The sequence below is a fragment of the Spirochaetaceae bacterium genome (genome assembly GCA_009784515.1).
GTDB lineage: Bacteria > Spirochaetota > Spirochaetia > WRBN01 > WRBN01 > WRBN01.
The window spans coordinates 13,192-32,912 of the sequence record WRBN01000001.1 but is presented as its reverse complement, the minus strand read 5'-3'; the positions used below and the strand labels follow the sequence as shown (position 1 = coordinate 32,912).

22 protein-coding genes are annotated in these 19,721 nt (G+C 38.6%); 16 read left to right on the top strand and 6 right to left on the bottom strand.

What is annotated here, in order from left to right:
- The first annotated feature begins 119 nt into the window (after positions 1-119).
- Entirely contained in the window at positions 120-302 is a 183-nt protein-coding gene (locus FWE37_00205) for an immune inhibitor A (GenBank protein ID MCL2519411.1), read from the top strand.
- Positions 303-608: 306 nt separating this feature from the next.
- On the opposite strand, the gene FWE37_00200 is transcribed toward FWE37_00205, so the two are convergent.
- From FWE37_00200 to FWE37_00190, 3 genes are all read right to left on the bottom strand, one after another.
- Complete coding sequence (locus FWE37_00200) at positions 609-938, bottom strand: HigA family addiction module antitoxin (GenBank protein MCL2519410.1); 330 nt, start codon at positions 936-938, stop codon at positions 609-611.
- Between the two features lie 71 nt (positions 939-1,009).
- A complete protein-coding gene (locus tag FWE37_00195; GenBank protein ID MCL2519409.1) occupies positions 1,010-1,291 on the bottom strand; it encodes a type II toxin-antitoxin system RelE/ParE family toxin in 282 nt (93 codons plus the stop codon).
- An 82-nt stretch (positions 1,292-1,373) separates the two neighbouring features.
- On the bottom strand, positions 1,374-1,895 hold the full coding sequence (locus tag FWE37_00190) for a hypothetical protein (GenBank protein MCL2519408.1): 522 nt from the start codon (positions 1,893-1,895) through the stop codon (positions 1,374-1,376).
- 530 nt (positions 1,896-2,425) lie between these two features.
- Between FWE37_00190 and rpsB the strand changes: the two genes are divergently transcribed.
- The 9 genes from rpsB (at position 2,426) to FWE37_00145 (ending at position 10,501) form a co-directional block, all read left to right on the top strand.
- A complete protein-coding gene (gene rpsB, locus FWE37_00185) occupies positions 2,426-3,229 on the top strand; it encodes a 30S ribosomal protein S2 (GenBank protein ID MCL2519407.1) in 804 nt (267 codons plus the stop codon).
- On the top strand, positions 3,229-4,065 hold the full coding sequence (gene tsf / locus FWE37_00180; protein ID MCL2519406.1) for a translation elongation factor Ts: 837 nt from the start codon (positions 3,229-3,231) through the stop codon (positions 4,063-4,065). Before rpsB ends, tsf begins: the two co-directional genes overlap by 1 nt.
- 114 nt (positions 4,066-4,179) lie before the next feature.
- Positions 4,180-4,800 (top strand): hypothetical protein, encoded by a 621-nt coding sequence (locus tag FWE37_00175; GenBank protein MCL2519405.1) that lies wholly within the window; start codon positions 4,180-4,182, stop codon positions 4,798-4,800.
- A 53-nt stretch (positions 4,801-4,853) separates the two neighbouring features.
- Positions 4,854-5,327 carry a GAF domain-containing protein gene (locus tag FWE37_00170; GenBank protein MCL2519404.1) on the top strand — a complete coding sequence of 158 codons (474 nt, stop codon included), beginning with the start codon at positions 4,854-4,856 and terminating at the stop codon, positions 5,325-5,327.
- A gap of 267 nt (positions 5,328-5,594) precedes the next feature.
- Positions 5,595-5,945 (top strand): NirD/YgiW/YdeI family stress tolerance protein, encoded by a 351-nt coding sequence (locus tag FWE37_00165; protein MCL2519403.1) that lies wholly within the window; start codon positions 5,595-5,597, stop codon positions 5,943-5,945.
- 213 nt (positions 5,946-6,158) lie between these two features.
- Positions 6,159-6,827: a hypothetical protein gene (locus FWE37_00160; GenBank protein MCL2519402.1), complete on the top strand. Its 669-nt coding sequence runs from the start codon at positions 6,159-6,161 to the stop codon at positions 6,825-6,827.
- A 10-nt stretch (positions 6,828-6,837) separates the two neighbouring features.
- On the top strand, positions 6,838-8,280 hold the full coding sequence (locus tag FWE37_00155) for a DNA recombination protein RmuC (GenBank protein ID MCL2519401.1): 1,443 nt from the start codon (positions 6,838-6,840) through the stop codon (positions 8,278-8,280).
- Between the two features lie 101 nt (positions 8,281-8,381).
- Positions 8,382-10,061 carry a M3 family oligoendopeptidase gene (locus FWE37_00150; GenBank protein MCL2519400.1) on the top strand — a complete coding sequence of 560 codons (1,680 nt, stop codon included), beginning with the start codon at positions 8,382-8,384 and terminating at the stop codon, positions 10,059-10,061.
- A gap of 8 nt (positions 10,062-10,069) precedes the next feature.
- Complete coding sequence (locus tag FWE37_00145) at positions 10,070-10,501, top strand: hypothetical protein (protein ID MCL2519399.1); 432 nt, start codon at positions 10,070-10,072, stop codon at positions 10,499-10,501.
- 49 nt (positions 10,502-10,550) lie between these two features.
- On the opposite strand, the gene FWE37_00140 is transcribed toward FWE37_00145, so the two are convergent.
- The 3 genes from FWE37_00140 to FWE37_00130 are packed head-to-tail and all read right to left on the bottom strand — an operon-like array spanning position 10,551 to position 12,192.
- Complete coding sequence (locus FWE37_00140; protein MCL2519398.1) at positions 10,551-10,841, bottom strand: hypothetical protein; 291 nt, start codon at positions 10,839-10,841, stop codon at positions 10,551-10,553.
- Positions 10,842-10,892: 51 nt separating this feature from the next.
- Positions 10,893-11,744: a 4-(cytidine 5'-diphospho)-2-C-methyl-D-erythritol kinase gene (ispE, locus tag FWE37_00135; GenBank protein MCL2519397.1), complete on the bottom strand. Its 852-nt coding sequence runs from the start codon at positions 11,742-11,744 to the stop codon at positions 10,893-10,895.
- 22 nt (positions 11,745-11,766) lie between these two features.
- Complete coding sequence (locus FWE37_00130) at positions 11,767-12,192, bottom strand: hypothetical protein (GenBank protein MCL2519396.1); 426 nt, start codon at positions 12,190-12,192, stop codon at positions 11,767-11,769.
- 189 nt (positions 12,193-12,381) lie between these two features.
- On the opposite strand from FWE37_00130, the gene FWE37_00125 reads away from it, so the two are divergent.
- The 6 genes from FWE37_00125 to FWE37_00100 all read left to right on the top strand — a co-directional run bounded on the left by FWE37_00125 (position 12,382) and on the right by FWE37_00100 (position 19,711).
- A complete protein-coding gene (locus FWE37_00125) occupies positions 12,382-13,440 on the top strand; it encodes a hypothetical protein (protein ID MCL2519395.1) in 1,059 nt (352 codons plus the stop codon).
- A gap of 21 nt (positions 13,441-13,461) precedes the next feature.
- Complete coding sequence (gene greA, locus FWE37_00120; GenBank protein MCL2519394.1) at positions 13,462-16,170, top strand: transcription elongation factor GreA; 2,709 nt, start codon at positions 13,462-13,464, stop codon at positions 16,168-16,170.
- Between the two features lie 75 nt (positions 16,171-16,245).
- Complete coding sequence (locus tag FWE37_00115; GenBank protein ID MCL2519393.1) at positions 16,246-17,493, top strand: NAD(P)-dependent oxidoreductase; 1,248 nt, start codon at positions 16,246-16,248, stop codon at positions 17,491-17,493.
- Positions 17,494-17,499: 6 nt separating this feature from the next.
- Complete coding sequence (locus FWE37_00110) at positions 17,500-18,495, top strand: Dam family site-specific DNA-(adenine-N6)-methyltransferase (protein MCL2519392.1); 996 nt, start codon at positions 17,500-17,502, stop codon at positions 18,493-18,495.
- 92 nt (positions 18,496-18,587) lie between these two features.
- On the top strand, positions 18,588-19,214 hold the full coding sequence (locus FWE37_00105) for a hypothetical protein (protein ID MCL2519391.1): 627 nt from the start codon (positions 18,588-18,590) through the stop codon (positions 19,212-19,214).
- Between the two features lie 125 nt (positions 19,215-19,339).
- On the top strand, positions 19,340-19,711 hold the full coding sequence (locus FWE37_00100) for a site-specific DNA-methyltransferase (protein MCL2519390.1): 372 nt from the start codon (positions 19,340-19,342) through the stop codon (positions 19,709-19,711).
- Positions 19,712-19,721: the final 10 nt, after the last annotated feature.

Genomic DNA, 19,721 nt, shown 5'->3' with positions numbered 1-19,721 from the left:
ATATTAGAGCCGCAATTATACTTAACAAATGGAAGTGTGGCTAGAGAAATATGCAGATAGGAAGCATTAAAATGAGTGATATCCCGTTAAGAGAAGAATTACAGGGCTACTTAGCCTCTATGCCGGAGAGTAAGCTAAAGGCGCTTAAGCCGCTTATGCTCAAGCTTATGAAACCTAAAAAGACAAAACTTAATATTAAGCCGGCTAATACAAAAGCAAAGCTTTTGAGTGGGCGAGAACAAGCTATTCATAATGAAAAAATGAAAGGCTGGCCACACAATTTTGTAAAGTTTGAAGATTAAAAATGAGAAATAAAGAACCTGCCGATTAAGCGGGCTTTAAAAAGTGGCTGAGAATTATGAGGGCTTTGAAAGCTTGATGCAGGTTGCCTTAGAGATGGTGATGAAGAGACCGTTAAGTTAAATTATTTATTTTATATTCTGGCTAAATTTTGTTAGAAATATCGCGCAATTTTGACTGCAATAAAAAACTTTATAGTATTATGAAGTCAAGGGTATTGACATCTCCTTGACTAATATCTTATTGCGTAGCAGAGGGTCTAATACCCCGCCCTTCAGGGCGGGGTATTACAGCGGTTTGTAAAAACTTTATTCATCTAATACCGGTATTTTGCTGGTAGTAGAGGTATGTTCAATAGGAATAATTTGCTTTATTTTATCATCTAACTCACGTAGAGCCATCGTCATATCATATCTATTTTGAATGCGTAAAAAAAAGCCTTGTGATAAGCCAAAATAATGGCTTAAACGTAAATCGGTATCGGCGCTCATGCGCCGTAAGCCGTGTACAATACTATGTATACGATTAGGTGGTACCATAATGGCCTTAGCTAAAGCGTTCATCGATAACCCAAATGGCTCCATAAACTCTTCCTGTAAAATTAGGCCAATATGGTCGAGTTTAATACGTTCTGCCATCTTTTATACCTCCGCTTAAGTTATATTATATATTATGTAATGCGTAAAGTCAAGGCTTTATAAATAAACGTTTAATGGTAATCCACAATTTCGACATTTTGGGCCTCGTTGTTAATCCATTCAAAACAAAGGCGGTATTTATCATTTATTCTTATACTATACTGCCCGCTACGATTTCCTAGTAATTTTTCTAAACGGTTAGATGGTGGCACACGCAAATCTTCGAGGATTTCGGCGGCATCCAGCATATCAAGTTTACGTCTGGCGCGGCTTTGTATTTCAGCTGGGAATTTTTTAGCTATATTTCCATCATAAATTTGTTTGGTAGAAGGGCAGTTGAAAGATTTTATCATGTAGTGATGGTAACATAACTTAAAGGTAAATAAAAGCCCGCTTTGGTTGGGCGAGCTTTGAAAGGTTGAGGCAGGTTACTATTTAGTAAACACAGTGAAAGAGTGTTGCTTGACTAATGTTATGAACAATTACAGTTTCATCGGCACGATAATCTTCGTAGGTAACCCGAATGCCCATATTACTTAAAATCTGCTCAAAATTTCTTCTTTGTTCAACAGTTAAATCCCTTACAGAGACATCAACTGCTCTACCAGTAACATGGTCCAATCCACGACTTGGGTTCATAATTTCTCTCTGCCACCAATTCAACCAGTTTTGATTAGCAAGAACTTGCGCATAACTTGGTAATGAAGAAAGTCCACTAAAAGAAAGAAAATCCCTTTTAATATTAGGATACATACTGGCATTTCTAGGGCTTAAAATAAGCTCTAATTGCCTTTGCCATGGCCTATTTTCACTTGTTATACGAACACTGGCAGGTACATTAAGGTTATATTCTCTAAATATCCTTATTGCCTCATTTACGCGCGAAGCGGTTGTTTGCGCATTTGCCGAAGTAACTATTAAAAGCATTAAAATAGTCATTGTAATTTTTATCTTCATAAATAAACTCCTTAAGTAAATTATTTGTTGCTAAATGTAAATATAGTACCATCTTGCATAATGGAAACTCTATCATCTGAAAAGTTTCTTAAATCGGTAAGGTAAAAGTTTCCAGAAATATTATTCCCCTTTGGAATAGTAATATTTTCGGTGCCGTATCTAAATTATCCTCCTTTAAGTCTATATTATCATCATTCCTTAAAGCAGTCAACTACTTATAATGCTTTTTTACTTTTAAATAAAATAATAACTTATGAGTGCTGTAGGGCGTAAAAAGCGTTATAAGTAGTTGACTGTTTTAGGTTGGCGCCTTTATGTGCCAGCTATTTTTGCGCTCAATTTGTTAATTAACACTCTTGCAATTAATTGTTTTTTGGGTTAAACTTCTTTGCAGAGAACTAAAACTCTCGGGCATAGTTATGCCCAAAATTTTCCATCGTATTTAACAAAGGTTAAATACGATGAGACTAAACCCGCCACCTTTTTGGGAATAAAAAGGTTATAAACTGTAAGCGGGGCAAGGAGCTATCATGGCTGTAGTAACCATGAAAAATTTGCTTGAAAGTGGCGTCCACTTTGGCCACCAAGTAAAACGTTGGGACCCACGTATGAAGAAGTACATCTTCGCCGAACGCAACGGGGTGCATATCATCGATTTACAAAAAACCATCGTGAGCATTAAAGATGCCTACGAAGCAGTGCGTAAAGAGGTTAGCCGCGGCAAAACCGTGCTCTTTGTGGGCACCAAAAAGCAAGCGCAAGAGGCCGTTAAAAAAGAAGCCGAACGCTGCGGTATGTTTTATATTAATAACCGCTGGCTGGGCGGTATGCTTAGCAACTTTAGCACCATTAAAAAAAGTTTGCAGCGTCTTAAAAAATTGGAGAAGATGGAAGTTGACGGCACTTTTAGTATGCTTACTAAAAAAGAAGTAACCAAGCTCCAAAAAGAAAAAGCTAAGCTGGAAAAAAACTTAGGTGGCATTAAAGATATGAAAGAGCTGCCCGGTATCATCTTTGTAATTGATACCCGTAAAGAGGCCATCGCTATTGCCGAAGCTAACCGTATGAAAATCCCGGTAGTGGCGGTGGTAGACACCAACAGTAATCCCGGCGGTGTAACTTATCCTATTCCCGGCAACGATGACGCTATCCGTGCCATCACTTTATTTACTCAAACCATCGCTAATGCCGTGCTGGAGGCCGATAACGAAATTGGCTTACAAGTAATTGAAAGCCTTGATGAAGAAGGCGGCCTTGATGAAGCGGTAATTAATAAAGACCGCGAAGATTACGCCGAAAAATATGCCGTAAGCAATATGGAGGAAGACGAATAATGGCTGCTATAACTCCGCAAATGGTTAAAGAACTGCGCGAAAAAACAATGGCCGGTATGACCGACTGTAAAAAAGCTTTACAAGATGCCGACGGCGACTTTGCTAAAGCCGAAAAAATTTTAAAAGAAAAAGGTTTAGCTAACGCTGCCAAACGTGCCGACCGTGCCAGTAACGAAGGTAAAGTTTTTAGTTTGGTGCAAGGTGATAAATTGGTTATCCTCGAGCTGGCCTGCGAAACCGATTTTGTCTCTAAAAATGAACGTTTTATTGCACTTGGCAACAAGCTATGCCAAATTATCCTAGAAAAAAATTTAGCCGCCGTAACCGATGAGCTAAAAACGTTGGTAGACGAAGAAGTTATTGTTTTAAAGGAACGGTTTGAAATTAAACGTTTTGAGACGGTAAACCTTGATAATAATACGATACACGCTTATTACTCGCACAACGATGGTATGATTGGTGTGGTGGTGCTTGGTAAAACCGGCAAACACGATGACAGTGTTAAAGCTTACCTGCGTGATGTAGCGATGCATGTAGCGGCAATGAGCCCGCTTTATTTAAACCGCGATAGCGTGGACGCAGCTTATTTAGCCGAAATTAGCGAAATTATTACCAAAAAGGCCGAAGAAGATGTTAAAGGCAAGCCCGAAAATATTGCCAAAAATATTATTAAAGGCAAAATTGATAAACAACTGGCCGAAATTATTTTGTTTGAGCAAAGTTTTGTCAAAGAACCGGCTTTAACCATTGCCAAAAAAACCGCCGAAGTAGCTAAAGTTACCGATAGCGGTTTAGAGATTACCCGCTATATTGCTTACCGTGTAGGCGGAGCATAATTAGTGCATAAATAAAAGATATTATTAATACCCCTTCGCTGGCGAAGGGGTGGCGCGTAGCGACGAGGTAATGGAGACATTACCTCGTTTTGTTAAAAGGTAAGAATATTAAATTTGTTAAAAATAAATAGAATTAAAATATACCGCTTCGGCTTATCCATCTTAGGGGCCATAATTATTGGCTTGGGCATTGGATTGGCCGCCGGCAGCGGCTATGGTGCCGATGCCATGGGCTTTTTGTACGAAGGCGTCAGCCTGCACCTGCCTCTAAACTTTGGTCAAAGTGCATTGGCGGTTATGTTAGTGATGACGGCCATTGTATTTATTATAGACAAAAAGCAGCTGGGGTTATCCACTATTATTAACCCCTTTTTTACGGCCTTATTTACTGAAATGGCCTTTAAATTTGCGCCTGCAAGTAATCTTGCCCTTATAAATTTTCTCCTTATGTTAGTTGGCTTAACTTTAATTGGCGCTGGGGCCGCTTTAGTGGCTTTAAGTTACAGCGGCAAGGATAGTTATACGGCCTTAGTTTTTGCTTTATATGGCCGCTTTAAAAAGCTTGGTTTGGCACGGGCGCGTATGCTGTGCGAGGCTATTTTTTATGCAGTAGCTTTATTATTGGGTACCGGTTTTAAGATAGGGCCTTTTATGGGGGTAATTATTATTGGCCCTATTTTGCGTTTAGTTTATATTAAGGCAGATAAATTACCTTTTTTACTGATTTCCCGGTGATTAATTAAAAGTTTTGCCTTGCTCTCTGTGGTGATGTATGTTATAGTTTAAAAATGAGTAATCTAAAATTACAGCAAGCCATTGCTTTGTTAGATGGTGAGCCGGCCTTAACTATCGCCGGCTTAGCCAATGTAAGCAGTTTTATTTATCATAACTTTGATAATTTAAATTGGGCCGGTTTTTATTTATGGACCGGCGAAAAATTGGTGCTCGGCCCTTTTAACGGGCAGGTAGCTTGCACCGTTATTGCTTATGGCAAAGGAGTTTGCGGCGGCGCTTTAGCCCAAAAGCAAACTTTGGTGGTACCTAACGTGCATGATTTTGAGGGCCACATTGCTTGTGATAGTCGCAGCCAAAGCGAAATTGTGGTGCCGCTTTTTTTAAACGACCAACCGCTTGGGGTGCTTGATATAGATAGCCCCATTTTAAACCGCTTTAGCAGCGAAGATAAAGCTTTTTTTGAAGAGTTGGCTCAAAATTTAGTAACTATTTGCGGCAAAAATATGCTTAAACTAGTGCAAAATTAAAAGGCTTAAAAACAGCTAAATAATGAGTATATGGTAAATAAATTACCATTTGGTATTATAACATCTTGACATAATATTTTTTATAGGCTATAGTGCTATTGTTGGCTTTAGGAGATTAGCTAAAATTATAATATACCATAGATAATTGCTTTTTCGCATTATAACATCTTGACAAGGTGTTTTCTGCGGTTTATAATGTTGTAAGTGGTTTTAATATATTGGTTAAAACTAGAGATATAAAGTGTTTTTAAAATGGAGGGCTAGTTGATGAAAAAACTATTCTTATTGGGCTTAGCGCTATTGCTAAGCGGTGTTTTAAGTGCTCAGGGCTTTACCGGTCCTGCGGTAAGAACGGTTATGCAGGTAACTACCGTTCAGGTAGCGCAAGGTATGGCGCATAAAAGCCGCATTACTTTGGTTGGTAATGTTGTGCAGCAGATAGACCGCCAGCACTATATTTTCCGCGATTCGTCAGGCGAAATGACGGTAAAAATTAGCGATAAATATTGGGGCCGTTTAACTGTAGGCAGTAACGATTTGGTAGAAATTAGCGGCGAGGTAGACCGTAAACGCGATGGCCGCCTCGAAATTAAGGTGCATGTTATTAGAAGGGCCTAGTTACCGGCTTTTATAATAACTATATAATTTTTTATGGCTACCCAGTGGGGTAGCCTTTTTAATTCCTTTTTGCTAGTGGTTTTGGCGGCTAATATTTTTTGATATATGTTATAACATAGATTTTTACTATGTAAACATAGGCGAGCTGCCGGCAGGCAGTAAAAAAGATTTATGTCTCTTGACTTATAGTCATTTATAGCTTATGATTAATTAATGAAAAAAATAGTCTTATTATTTTTGCTGGTAACTTTGGCTTTTAATGCTTATGGCCAAAATAGGCATAACCGCCAAACAACAGACGAAAGGTTTTTTGGTATTTCCGAGCGTTTTAACGCCGGGTTTTGGACGCGGATAGGGCTTAATCAATATTTAACGGGCAACCCGCATGATAACTATCATCACCATAACCATAATATGGACGAGGCTGTTAATCGTTTTAACTTTGATATTGGTTTTGATATGGCTTACAGTACTTTTTTTAATGCCAGAGCCTTTCGCTTTTTTTACCATGTGGTCGATTATAACTTTTATCTGCACTGGGCCAATGAGGTGGAAATAAGCACACATGCGGTGGGTACCGGGTTGGGCGCACGTTGGCCGCTGCGTATGGGCGGGCTGCATTTTGCTCCTTTTATGAGTTACAATGTTGGTTTTTATTATGTGGGGCAAGAGGGCACGCCGCATAGTAGGGCTGCTTTTATTTTTAATAGCGATAGCGGCCTTTACCGGCGGGTAAACGCCGGGGTTATCTTCGTCTTAGGGGCTCTTTCGGTGGTTTTAGAGGGCGGACAGGCCAGCCCTTTAGTCAGGTTTAGCGATAGCGAAATGCTTTTTAAACCGTACCACTTTGTTAATTTTAAAGTTGGTTTAGAAATTAGATAATTACCTAAAGATGTTTTTATTACTAATTATTATTTTAGCAGTTTTAGCCTTAACGGTTTTGTTGTTGCCCTTAAAGATATGGCAAAGCTATAAGGCTATTAAATTTTCTAAAGCTGAACTAATCCAAAGCAACGCAGAACTTACCCAGTTAAAGGCCGATTATACGGTACAGTTCACTAAAATAGCCGTAAGTGAGGCCAAAGAAAAAGCTTTGTTGGCCGATAATTTGGCTTTAAAGGCCGAGCTTAAAGAGCTGGCCTTAACTTTAAAAACCGAAGCCACTAGTATGGCCAGCTATAAACTACACAGTGAGATAGAATTAGCTAAGGTGAAAACGCGCGAAGCCGAACTCATTAAAAAAGAACAGCAAATTAAAGAACAATTTGAAAATTTAGCCCGTCAAGTATTAGAAGATAGCGCCAATAAACTGAGCGAACATAATAAGGCAAGGTTAAGCGAAGTTATTAGCCCCTTTAAGGAAAAACTTAATGAATTTCATAAGAAAGTTGATGACGTTTATGTTAAAGAGGGGCAAGAGCGGGTTTCTTTAAAAAAAGAGATAGAGTTGCTGGCCGAACGCCACAAAGAATTAGGCAGCCAAGCCGAAAATTTGGCCAAAGCCTTAAAAGGCGATAATAAGCAGCAAGGTAACTGGGGTGAAATGCAGCTGCAAAGAATACTCGAGGTAAGCGGCTTAGATAAAAATGTTGATTATATTTTGCAGGCCGATGTCAAAAACGAGGATAATAAAACCCAGCGTCCCGATGTCATTATTAAATTGCCGGAAGATAAACATATTGTGATAGACTCTAAAGTAAATTTGCTTTATTATGAACAATATATTAACAGTAACAGTGAGCGCGACCAAGCCGATTATTTAAACCAGTTTATTAAATCGGTAAAAGAGCAAATAAATAATTTAAGCAGCAAAGATTACCACGCCAGTTACAAATTAGATGGCTATAAATTGGATAGTCCCGAGTTTACCATTATGTTTATGCCCATAGAAAGCGCTTATAGTTTAGCTATTAGTAAAGATTACAGTTTGCACGACTTTGCATGGAGTAAAAAAATTGTGTTAGTTAGTTCGCTAAATTTATTTGCTTTACTTAAAACCATTTCTTACGGGATTGCTAACTATAAAAAAACTAAAGAGAGCGAAAAAATTGCCGAATTGGGCATTAAGCTGTACGATAAATTCGCCGGCTTTGCCGAAGAAATGGTTAAAATTGAAGTTAGTTTAACTAAAGCGCAAGATGCTTATAAAGAGGCGTTTAAAAAATTAACGGAAAACCCCAAAAATATGGTTTATCAAGTAGAAAAGCTGAGAAAAACCTATCGTTTACCGGTTAAAAAAAATTTACCGGCGACTTTTACTCAGCAAGATGATAACGGTGAAGAGGACGAAGCCGCTATTGCTGCCCCCGTTATCCTTAATTTGTTTGAAGATTAATAAACATTACTCTTCTTACTCCTAAAAAGCAGCTATTTTTAAAAATAATTTGACTTACCGCATAAGCCGTGCTAAAATTAAAAATTAACAGGAGAAAAACAATGAAATTTGCCCAAATGCCTTATACAAGGCCCAACTTTGCCGAAGTTAATGCGCAGCTTTCTGTCATTTTAAAAAAATTTACGCAGGCTACCACTAAAGAAGAATGTTTTGCTGCTTATAAAGAATACGATGAATATTCCAAGCAAATTTACTCTCTGTTTCAAATTGCTTACATTAGGAATACTCTGGATACTACCGATAGCTTTTACGATAGCGAAAAAAATTATATCGATGAAGTAGGGCCAAAACTTCAGGCTGTACAACAAGATTTTACCAAGGCTATGCTGGCTTCGCCCTTTCGTGCAGCGATGGAAGCTGAATGGGGAACTTTGATGTTTGTAAACGCCGAAATGCAGCTTAAAACTTTTAGCCCCGAAATTATTGAGGGGTTGCAGGAGGAAAACAGGCTGGTAAGTGAATACGATAAACTTATTGCCTCTGCCCAAATCGATTTTGACGGTAAAAAACTTACACTGGCTCAGCTTAGGCCTTACAGTGAAAACCCCGACAGGGCTATACGTAAGGCTTCGCTTGCGGCGCAATCGGCTTGGTTTATGGAACGTGCCGAAAAATTTGACAAAATTTTTGATGATTTAGTTAAGGTGCGCACCGGTATAGCTAAAAAGCTTGGTTATAAAAATTTTACGCAGCTGGGTTACTACCGTATGCAACGCAACTGCTACGATGAAACTACGGTGGCTAAATTTCGTGAGGGTGTCGTTAAGTATATTGTACCGTTGGCGCAGCGGTTAAAGACTGAGCAGGCCGCGCGCATTGGTCTTGATAGCCTAAAGATTTATGACGACCCCTTTGAATATCCCGATGGTAACGCTAAACCGATGGGCACACCCGATGACATCTTTAAGCATGGCCAAAAGATGTACCATGAGCTTTCGTCCGAAACTGCCGAGTTTATCGATTTTATGTTGACAAACGATTTATTTGATGTCCTGACGCGGCCCGGTAAAGCTGCCGGTGGTTATTGCGCCGGTATTCCTCTTTATAAATCGCCCTTTATTTTTGCCAACTTTAATGGCACTTCGGGTGATATTGATGTGCTTACTCACGAGGCCGGTCATGCCTTTGCCGATTATTTAGCGCGCGATATTTACCCTTCGGCCCTAAAAGAATACTCGATGGAGACGGCAGAGGTTCACTCGATGAGTATGGAGTTTTTTACTTGGCCGTGGATGGAAGGATTCTTTGGCGAGCAAACCTCAAAATATTATCATAGTCACTTAAGTAGCGCTCTAACTTTTATTCCTTACGGCACAATGGTTGACGAATTTCAGCACCATATTTACGAAAGGCCTGAAATGAGCCCGAAAGAACGTAATGAACTGTGGCTAAAGTTAGAGGCCAAGTATCGCCCTTACCTTAACCTTGATGAAGTAACATTTTACACAGAGGGGCGCCGCTGGCAGAACCAGCTGCACATTTATGGTATGCCCTTTTATTATATCGATTACTGCCTAGCGCAAATTATGGCGTTATCGTTTTGGGCCGAAAACCAGCAAGATAATAAAGCAGCTTGGGCTAAATACAGGCGTTTTGTGGGCTTTGCCGGCACCAAAACTTTTGTCGATTTAATTAAAGATGCCGGTTTACCAACTCCCTTTGAGCCTGATAACTTAAAGCTGGTGGCAGAAGCTGCTGTAAAATGGCTGGATAAAAAATAGAGGACGTTATGAAACTTGATATTAAAAAAGAAGCGATAAGGCTTTTTAATGAAACGTGGGATTTATTTGATAAAGCCGAACGTAATGCCGATGACAATGCCGAAATGCTTAATAAAGCTCATGCCAGCCGGTATTTATGGGGGTTTGTTGGCCATCCGGCTAACTTTGCTCGGGGCGATTGGCTAATCTCGCGGGCCTATGCCATGTTAAAAGAGAGCGAGCTGGCTTTGCTCTATGGCCAAAAATCTTTGGAAATAGCTTTAAGTAATAATCTTGAAGCTTTAGATGTAGCCTTTGGCCACGAGGCTTGTGCCCGTGCTTACGCTTTGTTGGGTGATAACATTAATATGTTACTGCATAAGCAAAAGGGGCTGGAAGCTACTACTAAATTGGAGCAAGAAGATAAAGAGTACGCCGAAGGTATAATTAATGGCATTTAATTATTTTAAATAATTTACGTTAATTAACAAATGGGTTGTAGAGTCGCTTTTATTGGTGAACATTTATATATTTTAAAACCTTTAGCCTTTCCAAAGATAATTCTTGGAAAAATTCATCGCTATTGTTTGCATGGTAATAATGGCTAAATAGTTTGGTGTAGTTTTTGGGTGGGTTTACTTTTAAGATTGTACCCACAGAGAGCGAATCAAATAATTGGCTGCTAGGAGTGTTACCGTCAGAGATAAGCATTTCGGCATCGGGCATAAGGCGGACGATATGGTAAAACATTGGGTATTTTCCAATAACGTATTTATCGGTAATGCGAAATTTTTTAGACATATCATGAGTATAATATAAAAAAATGCTCTCTGCAACAAAAGTAAAAGTAATTTAATTTAAGCATAAGCCTAAGTAACTAATATGAGCCAGTGGGCGAATAACTGAATGAGCTGCCTTTGCTTGCTCTTTTTTATTAAAAAGAGCAAGCACACTACTGCCGCTGCCCGAAAGAGCTGTATATAACGAGCCGTAACCATTAAATATTTGTTTATAGTTATTAATGTAAGGATAGCTGTTGCTTAATATATCAAAGCTATTAAAAAGCGGGCTAAAATTTTGGTTTTGCCATGCTTCAGTTAATAACTCTTTGCTCATTTTGGCTTTATAATCTTGTGTTCTTCCTAATAGCCCAAAGCTAGGGCCGGTGGCCATACCTAAAGCGGGTTTGGCTATAACTACATAAAGCGGCTCTACCGGCTTATTTAACGGGGTAACTATCTCACCCAAACCTTCTACTAAACAAGCATTGGCCGGTTGCATAAAAAAGGGCACATCGGCCCCTAACTGAGCAGATTGCTGCAATAAAGTATAGTCATCAACTTGGTTAAAGTGTTTATTTAAGCAAAGCAGTAAACTGGCTGCATCGCTGCTACCACCGCCCAGTCCAGCTTGCATAGGAATATATTTGGTAAGTTTTACCTTAAGGTTAAAATTTAAGCCGCTTAAGTTTTGGTAAAGCCGGTAGGCTTTATAAAGTAAATCATTATTTAAAGGAAATTTTGTTTTGCTTATTAATTGATAGGTTGGTTTGGCGGTAGGCCTATTATGAATGGTAATGCTAAGCCAATCTCTTAAAGCAATTTTAAGAAAGATGGAGCGTAGGTTATGGTAACCATCTGACCGTTTGTTGAGTACCTCTAGGTGCAGATTAATTTTGGCAGGTGGGGTAAGTTGATAAGTCATATTTAATAATATCCATAAATTATTACGGCCGCAGCGGCACAACAAAACAAAACAGGCTAAAAACTAAAGTAAAGACAATAAGGTACAGCCAACGCGGCGGCAGCTGGTTGGTGTTATTTAGCTCTAGGTGAATGGTGCGGCCTATTTCAAAATCTTCCATACGCCTTAAATTGGGTACAATAATACGTTCTTCACCCTCTTGGAAAAACCCTACGCTGCGTGCAGCTAAAATTAAAGCCTCATCTCCTTGTTCTAATTGACGGTGATGTTCTATGAGAGTAGTTTGCAGCTGTATTAATTCGTTGTGATTAACGGTAAGTAAGTTGTAATCTGCGGCTAATAAATTATAGTTAGTTAAGCCAAAGTTGCCGTAAATTAAGTTTATAATTAAATAAACGGCAAGGGTAACATAAAGGCTTAAGGTAAAGGGTAAAAGTAATGCTTTCATTTTTTCTTTTAGGTAGAGAGTAAAAACAAAAATAGTTAAAATATTGTCAAAAAGCAGGGCTTCCCTACTTGCAATAAAGGGCAGTTTCCCTTTATTATGGAAGATAGCAGCCTTTGCTCTTTAATATTTTACGGCAAATGGTTTACTTATATTTAGTTTTTGTTTAAAATAAGTATGGAGTAGTAACTTATGTTAAAGGGCAAAAAAAAATTAGAAGAAGTGCCGCCTAAAGCCGATAACCGTCCTTTAAGTAATATCGACTTTTCGGCCTTACTAAATGAGCCCGCTAAAGATACCGAGCCAGAATTACCCATAGCTAAAACAGCCGGCTTAGGTGAACTTATCGATGAAAGTTACACTTTACTGCGAGCGGGTAACTTTGAACGTGTAACTTTATTAGCTAAACGAGCGGCTTTTATGGACCTTAATAGCAGCTTACCGCTGGCTATTCAAAAATGCGCCGATTTTTGGCTGGAAAAAAAGCGTCAATACAACTTTAAAGAAGCGAATGTTCGCGGCGATTTTTTAATGGAAAGCTGGCAAGCGTTTATTAAAATTGTAGTAAAGCGCTTAGATACCGATGTAGACAGAGCAATTTTTTGTATAAAAAGTTATGTTTTTGCCCAGATAGTTAGCGAATACGAGCGGCAGCTTAAATTGGCCGATAGCTTTGAGCTTTACCTTAAATTAGGGCGGGCCTATAAAATTAAAGGCGAGTATGATATGGCTATTAATGCCTACAGCGATGCGGTAGCTATGCAAAAGGTTAGTTCGCAGGCTTTAGCCGAGCTTGCCGACTGTTATGCCATTATAGATGAAGAAGATAAAGCTAAAGTTTTATTTAGAGAGGCTTTTTACCACGATGCCGGCGAGATAGATTTAGCATTGCTGGAGTCTTCGTTAATTTTAAATTTAAAAGAGCGGGTCAAAGCTTTAGGGTTAGAGAGCGAGTTTTTAAATGAATGGATGGCCGTTTATGGAGTAGTGTGGGGGGTGTTTAGGGTGGCGCGCGAGCTTAAGCCAATGGAGTACCAAAAGCTTAATCAAAATATCCACTTGCTGCGTACCGAGTATACCGAAAAAGCATCTAAAAAAGCTAAGCCGCTGTTGCTTTACCGCTTGTTTTGGTTTATCGATTATCATCGGGCCGTCCTTGATGATAAAACGATGGCCGAAGAGTACATTAAAAAAGCTTTATTAGAGATTCGTTTTATTGACGAACGTATATATAAAGATTATCGTATATAAATTAAAAACTGGAGATTTATAATGTCGGATACCTTGTTAGAGCGCATTAATGGTATTTTAACCGAAGAGATGTGGACACGCCAAGCTTTGCTTGATTGTACTGTGCAGCAATTTGAAAGCTTTGAGCTATTACTTAACGAAGCTTATACTACCGGTAAAGCGGCCGAAGTAAAGGCTTTATGTGATGAAAAAATTGGCGAAAATAAAAGCAGCGTACTGGCTATGTATCTCTCCGGGATAATAGCTTGGGAGCGAGATCAACTTGAAGATGCCGACCTTTTAACTTTAATAGCCAAATTTAGCGAAGCAAATAAATGGCTGATTGTAGAGTACATTGCTCAAAAAATGTTAAAGAGCGGTGAAAATAAGGTAGTGTTAAGGGCTTTAGCCAAAAGTTACGAAAAACAAGATAACGAGCCGGCGCGTTATCTTACCTTAGAGAGGCTTGCTAAGCTTGATTACGAAGATACCGAGCTGGTAACCGAGCTGGCCCGTTATTACGAAGCTAAAGGTAACACCGATGAGGCGGTTTCTTACTATAAAAAAGCCAGCTACCGTTATATTAACCGTAAGCTTTTTGCCGGCCTATACGAAGTATGGCAAAAATTGTTAGTTTATTGCGCCGATAGTGATGACTTATTTAACTCGCTTATTTTAAAGGCCGAAAAAACTATGGAGCCAGCTAAGGTTATAGAATTGCAAAAACTATTGCTTAACCACTACAAAGAGCAAGGGAAGTGGGATTTAGCTATAACTACCTTAAAAAAATTACTTAACTTTAACTCTAAAGATAGCGGCTCGCGTAAATTACTTATCGAATGTTACCGCGAAAAATATAAAGATAGTAAACGTTATGAAGAGTGTTTGGCTATTTCTAATTTAGCTCAAAATTGGAAGCCGGTGCAAGAGGCGATTGATAGTTTTGAAAAACATATTAAATTAGATAAAAACCGCTTTGTTTACCATCGCACTTGGGGGGTAGGCCGCATTAAAGAAATGGCCGAAGACAATGTTATTATCGATTTTGCCAAAAAGCGCGGCCATACCATGAGCTTTGAAATGGCAGTAAGTTCGTTATTAAGTTTAGACGATAACCATATTTGGGTATTAAAGGCTACCGTACCGCGTGATAAATTACGCGAACGCTTTAAGAAGAATCCGGCCTTAGCTTTAAAAGTAATTGCCGCCAGCTTTGAGGGTAAAAGCGATATGAAAAAGGTTAAAGCCGAGCTTTCGCCTACCGACAGCGAAGGCATACTCTCGAATAGCGAATGGAGCAGCTTTAGCAGTGAAGCCCGTAAGATACTTAAAACCGATAGCGAGTTTGGTAATGTGGCCAGCAAAGGGGATAGTTTTACCTTGCGTACCAGCCCGGCTTCGCTGGAAGAAAAACTCTCTAACAACTTTAAATCAGAAACTAACTTCTTTAAACGCATTATTATCCTCGAAGAGTTTTTACAGGCCGCTGAAGCCGGTAACGAATATTTTGATGATATGTTTAATTACTTTTTTAACTACTTAAAAGCTCCTATTACCAGCGAACAGGTGGTAGCCAGTTATTTATTAGTACAAAAATTATTAAAAACTACGGTGGTTAGTGTAACCTTGCCTTATAGTTTTAACGATTTGTGCAGTGATATTGACGATATTGAAGCCACCTTTGCTAAGCTGGAAAGTGTTAATTTAAAAGAAGATTTTTTACAATTAGTCTTGCGTAATTTAGATAATTGGCAAGAATTATTTATTATGTTATTGCCGCAGTACCCAAGCGCTACCATTATTAACGAATTAAAACGAGTAGGCCGTAATGAGGAAATAAAAAAAGCTTTTAGCCTTATTACAGAGCGTTATCGTTTATCTTACGAGCCGTTTTTTTGGTTAGCCGAGCATGTGCATAATAGCGAGGATAGATATGAAATTAAGCTAGAAAAAGTAGCTATCAATTTAATCCATCTGCTAGATATTACGGCGCGTAATGTAACCCAAAAGCGCGATTTAGCCGGCAGTAAACGGTATTATCGCCAGCTGCTTACTATTTTATTTAAAAACGGCCTGCTTTATACGGTGATAGAAGAAGGTGATGAAGAATTAGCCAACCGCCTTTATGGTTTATTAAGTGATGTTAATGAGATAGATGGTAACTATCTTAATGAACTTGCCAACCAAATTAAAGATAAGCACCCCAATTTAAAATTAGTTAAAACTACTATTAGGCAAAAGAGCGAAGCCGCTAAGAGCAGCAGCCGAGCGGCCGGCCCCGTTTGGGCTACCGAAAAGAGTTACTTAGAGAAATCGGCCGAGCTTAAAAACCTTACCGAAGTGGAAATTCCTAAAAACTCGGCCGAGATTGGCGAAGCCATTAAGAAGGGCGACCTTAAGGAAAATGCCGAGTATATTTTTGGTAAAGAGCGTCAAGAGCAGTTGCAGCAAGAGGTAGGCAGGTTGCAAAAAGATTTAGGTAACCTGCGTATTTTTGAAGAAGCTAATGTGGATACCAAACAGGTATCGTTTGGTACGGTGGTAACCCTGCAAATTACCGGCGGTAAAAAAAAAGAGGTGTATACCATACTTGGCCCATGGGAGAGCAATCCCGATAAAAAAATTCTTAGTTACTTAGCTCCCTTTGCCGAAAAACTGTTGGGTGCCAAAATGGGTGAAAGTTTAGCCTTTACCCTTAACGACCGTCGCTATAAATATGATGTGATTGAGATAACTAAGGCTAATTTTTAGGGCTAGAAGGCTATAAGCCGGTTGGCATCTTTTTTAAGGTAAAACTGTAATAAAAAATATTAAAGGAGGTTATTTATGGATTTTGATGTTATCGAGGAGGCAAAACGTTGTCTGCAATGTGGTAAACCGCTTTGTAAAAAGGGTTGTCCAGCCAATACGGCCATTCCAGAGGTGATTAACCTCTTACAAGACCATAAGATAGAAGAAGCGGGGAGAGTGCTTTTTGAGAATAACCCTCTTTCTATGGTGTGCGGCCTTGTTTGTAACCACGAAAAACAATGCGAAGGCAGCTGTGTTTTAGCACGTAAAGGTAATACCGTGCATTTTGGCAGTATCGAGCATTATATTTCTTCTTTTTATATTAATTTACCTGTTAAGGTTCGTCCCCAAAATACAGGGCCGCTTATTGCTATTATTGGCAGCGGCCCGGCCGGGCTAACTATTGCCATAAAATTGGCCGAAATGGGCTACAGAGTTACCATTTTTGAGGCGCATGAAAAAATTGGCGGGATTTTGCAATATGGTATTCCTTCTTTTAGGTTGCCTAAAGATATTTTAGCTTATTACCATAAGCGCTTAATAGAGATGGGGATAAAGATACGTTTTAACGTAGTGGTGGGTGTAGGTGGCTTAACCGTTGATGATTTATTTAGAGATGGTTATAAAGCTATTTTTATGGGTACAGGTGTGTGGCGGCCCATCACTTTAGGTATAGAGGGTGAAAGTTTAGGGCATGTCCATTTTGCCATTAACTATTTAAAAAATCCTGAGAGTTTTTCGCTTGGTAACCGAGTGGTAATTATTGGCGCAGGCAATTCGGCCGTTGACGTGGCGCGTACGGCGCTTAGGCAAGGCAGCCGTGAAGTGGGTCTTTATGTAAGGTCGGCCGCTAAACATCTTAAATCTACTAAGAGTGAAATAGAGCATGCTCTTACGGAGGGAGCTACCTTAAATGATTGTCATCGTCCGTTAAAGATTACCGATGAAGGTGTTATGTTTATTAAAACAGAGACTATTGAAGACGAAGAGGGTAAAGTACTGGCCGTTAATGATATTCCGGGCAGCGATTATTTGGTAAAAGCCGATTCGGTTATTATAGCTATTAGTCAGGGGCCGCGTAGTTTTATTGTGGATAGCACTAAAGGTATTGGTGTAGATAAAAAAGGCTTAGTGCAGGTAGCAGAGGGTGGGCAGACCAGCCGTGCAGGTGTTTTTGCCGCCGGCGATGTGGCTACTGGGGCCAAAACTGTGGTAGAAGCTATGCAGCAGGCCAAAATTACCGCTATGCAGATAGATGAATATGTGCGTGGGTTTAACGAGTAAGATGGAATGAGCGCGGCGCTTTTATTTGAACAACCTACTATTGCCCGTCCTGTTTTAAAGTGGGCGGGCGGTAAAGGACGGCTTTTAAAACAGTTTGAAGAGTATTACCCGTACCAATTAGAAAATGGCATGATAAATTGTTACGTAGAGCCATTTCTTGGTGGTGGGGCATTATATTTTGCTCTTTCAGTGAAGTATAAGATAAAGCAAGCTTATCTTTATGATTTAAACCAAGACCTTATTTTAACCTATAATGTTGTGCAAAAAAGAGCTAACGATTTATTAAAAATTTTAGAAGCTTATCAAAAGCGTTACGATGAAACACCTACAGAAGAAAGAAATACGCTTTTTCTCTCTATTCGCAAAGATTTTAACGAAAGCAAGCCCGAAATAGATTACAAAAATATATCGAAAGATTGGGTGTTAAGAGCTGCTCAGTTTATTTTTTTAAATAAAACTTGTTTTAATGGGTTATTTAGAGTTAATCAAAAAGGTAAATTTAATGTACCATTCGGCAAATATAAAACGGTAAAAATTTATGACCCTACTAATATTAAAGCCGTTTCTAAGTGTTTAAAAAATGCAGAGATAATTCATGCAGAGTATTTTAATTGTTATCCACATATAAATGAGCAAACTTTTGTCTATTTTGACCCACCGTACAGGCCACTATCTTCTACTTCAAGCTTTACCACCTATACGGGTTTTGAGTTTACAGATAAAAACCAATTAGAGTTAGCCAATTTTTTTAAGAAGCTGGACAAAGAACAGGGGGCTAAGCTTATGCTCTCTAACTCTGACTCAACGAACATTAACCCTAATGATAGTTTTTTTGAAGAAGCTTATAAGGGCTACAATTTTTTTAAAGTTTCTGCCAGCAGAGCTATTAACTGCAAAGCAGATGGGCGAGGAAAAATAAATGAATTACTTATTACAAATTATGAGAGGAGCGAAAGATTAACCACAAACCATGGCAAGCGATATTTGATAAATATAGCATAACCCAGCATGATTTCACTGAAAAACCTTATATTTTAAGTGCGGAAGATATTAAAAGAGCTACCGCCCATTTTACCACCACTAATGAGCGGGAGGTGCGTGTTCTTTGCAAACAAGATACACGTGAAGACCGTCCTGAAGTTTTCATCAAAAATAACCTTTTCTTACTTCCTGTAAAAAATGGGACGTATGCTATTTTACAAGGGGAAGGGTATGTAGATATACCAGAAATAACTACTGAACCTATTATTTATAAATCTAAACTGGATTTTACTTTAGAGACATCTTTAATAGGTAACTCTGAAATGCAGCACCTCGATTTTGCTTATGCTTCTAGTTTAATTCGTTCTTTTATGAATGATGATACACTGGTGCTAACTATTCGTGGCAGAAAATACAGCCCCAAATTTGATTTTGCTGTTGGAGAGTTTAATCAAAAAATTACGATAGAAAGTGTACAAACAGAGGTTGACGCTGGGTATGAAGGCAAAAACCAAGTTGTCTTAATTGAGGCAAAAAACTCAAAAACAAAAAATACGATTATAAGACAATTATATTATCCGTATAGGCAATGGCAACACCATACGGCAAAAACAGTAAGTTTACTCTTTTTTGAAAAACGTGGCGATATATACTCTATTTGGAACTATGGCTTTGATGATTTTAATAATTACAATAGTATAAAATTATTAAAAAGTGCCCAATATAAGATTATAGGTTAATTAATGTTAGAAGAATTTCGCAACAAAGTCTTTAATGAAGATGTACTAAGTGTCTTAAAAAAATTACCAGATAACAGCATCGATTTAGTCTATGGCGACCCCCGATTATAACGTAGGTATTAACTATGCTGGAAAAAAATTATAACCAAAAGTGGAATGATTATATAGATTGGTATATAACTTTAACTAAAGAGAGTATGAGGGTGTTAAAACCTGATGGCAATTTGTTTATGATGAATTACCCTAAACAGAATGCCTATTTAAGAGTTAAATACTTAGATGATAACTCTTATAATGTCAATGATTATGTTTGGGTATATAATACGAATGTAGGGCATAGCCCGCATAAATTTACTACTGCCCATCGTTCTATTTTACATGCGACAAAAGTTAAAGATAATAAATTTTATAAAAACCAAGTGGCCGTCCCCTATCAAAACCCTACAGATAAAAGAATAAAAGCCAGAATAGAGGCTGGCTATATCGGAAGACGGTAAAATAAAAGCA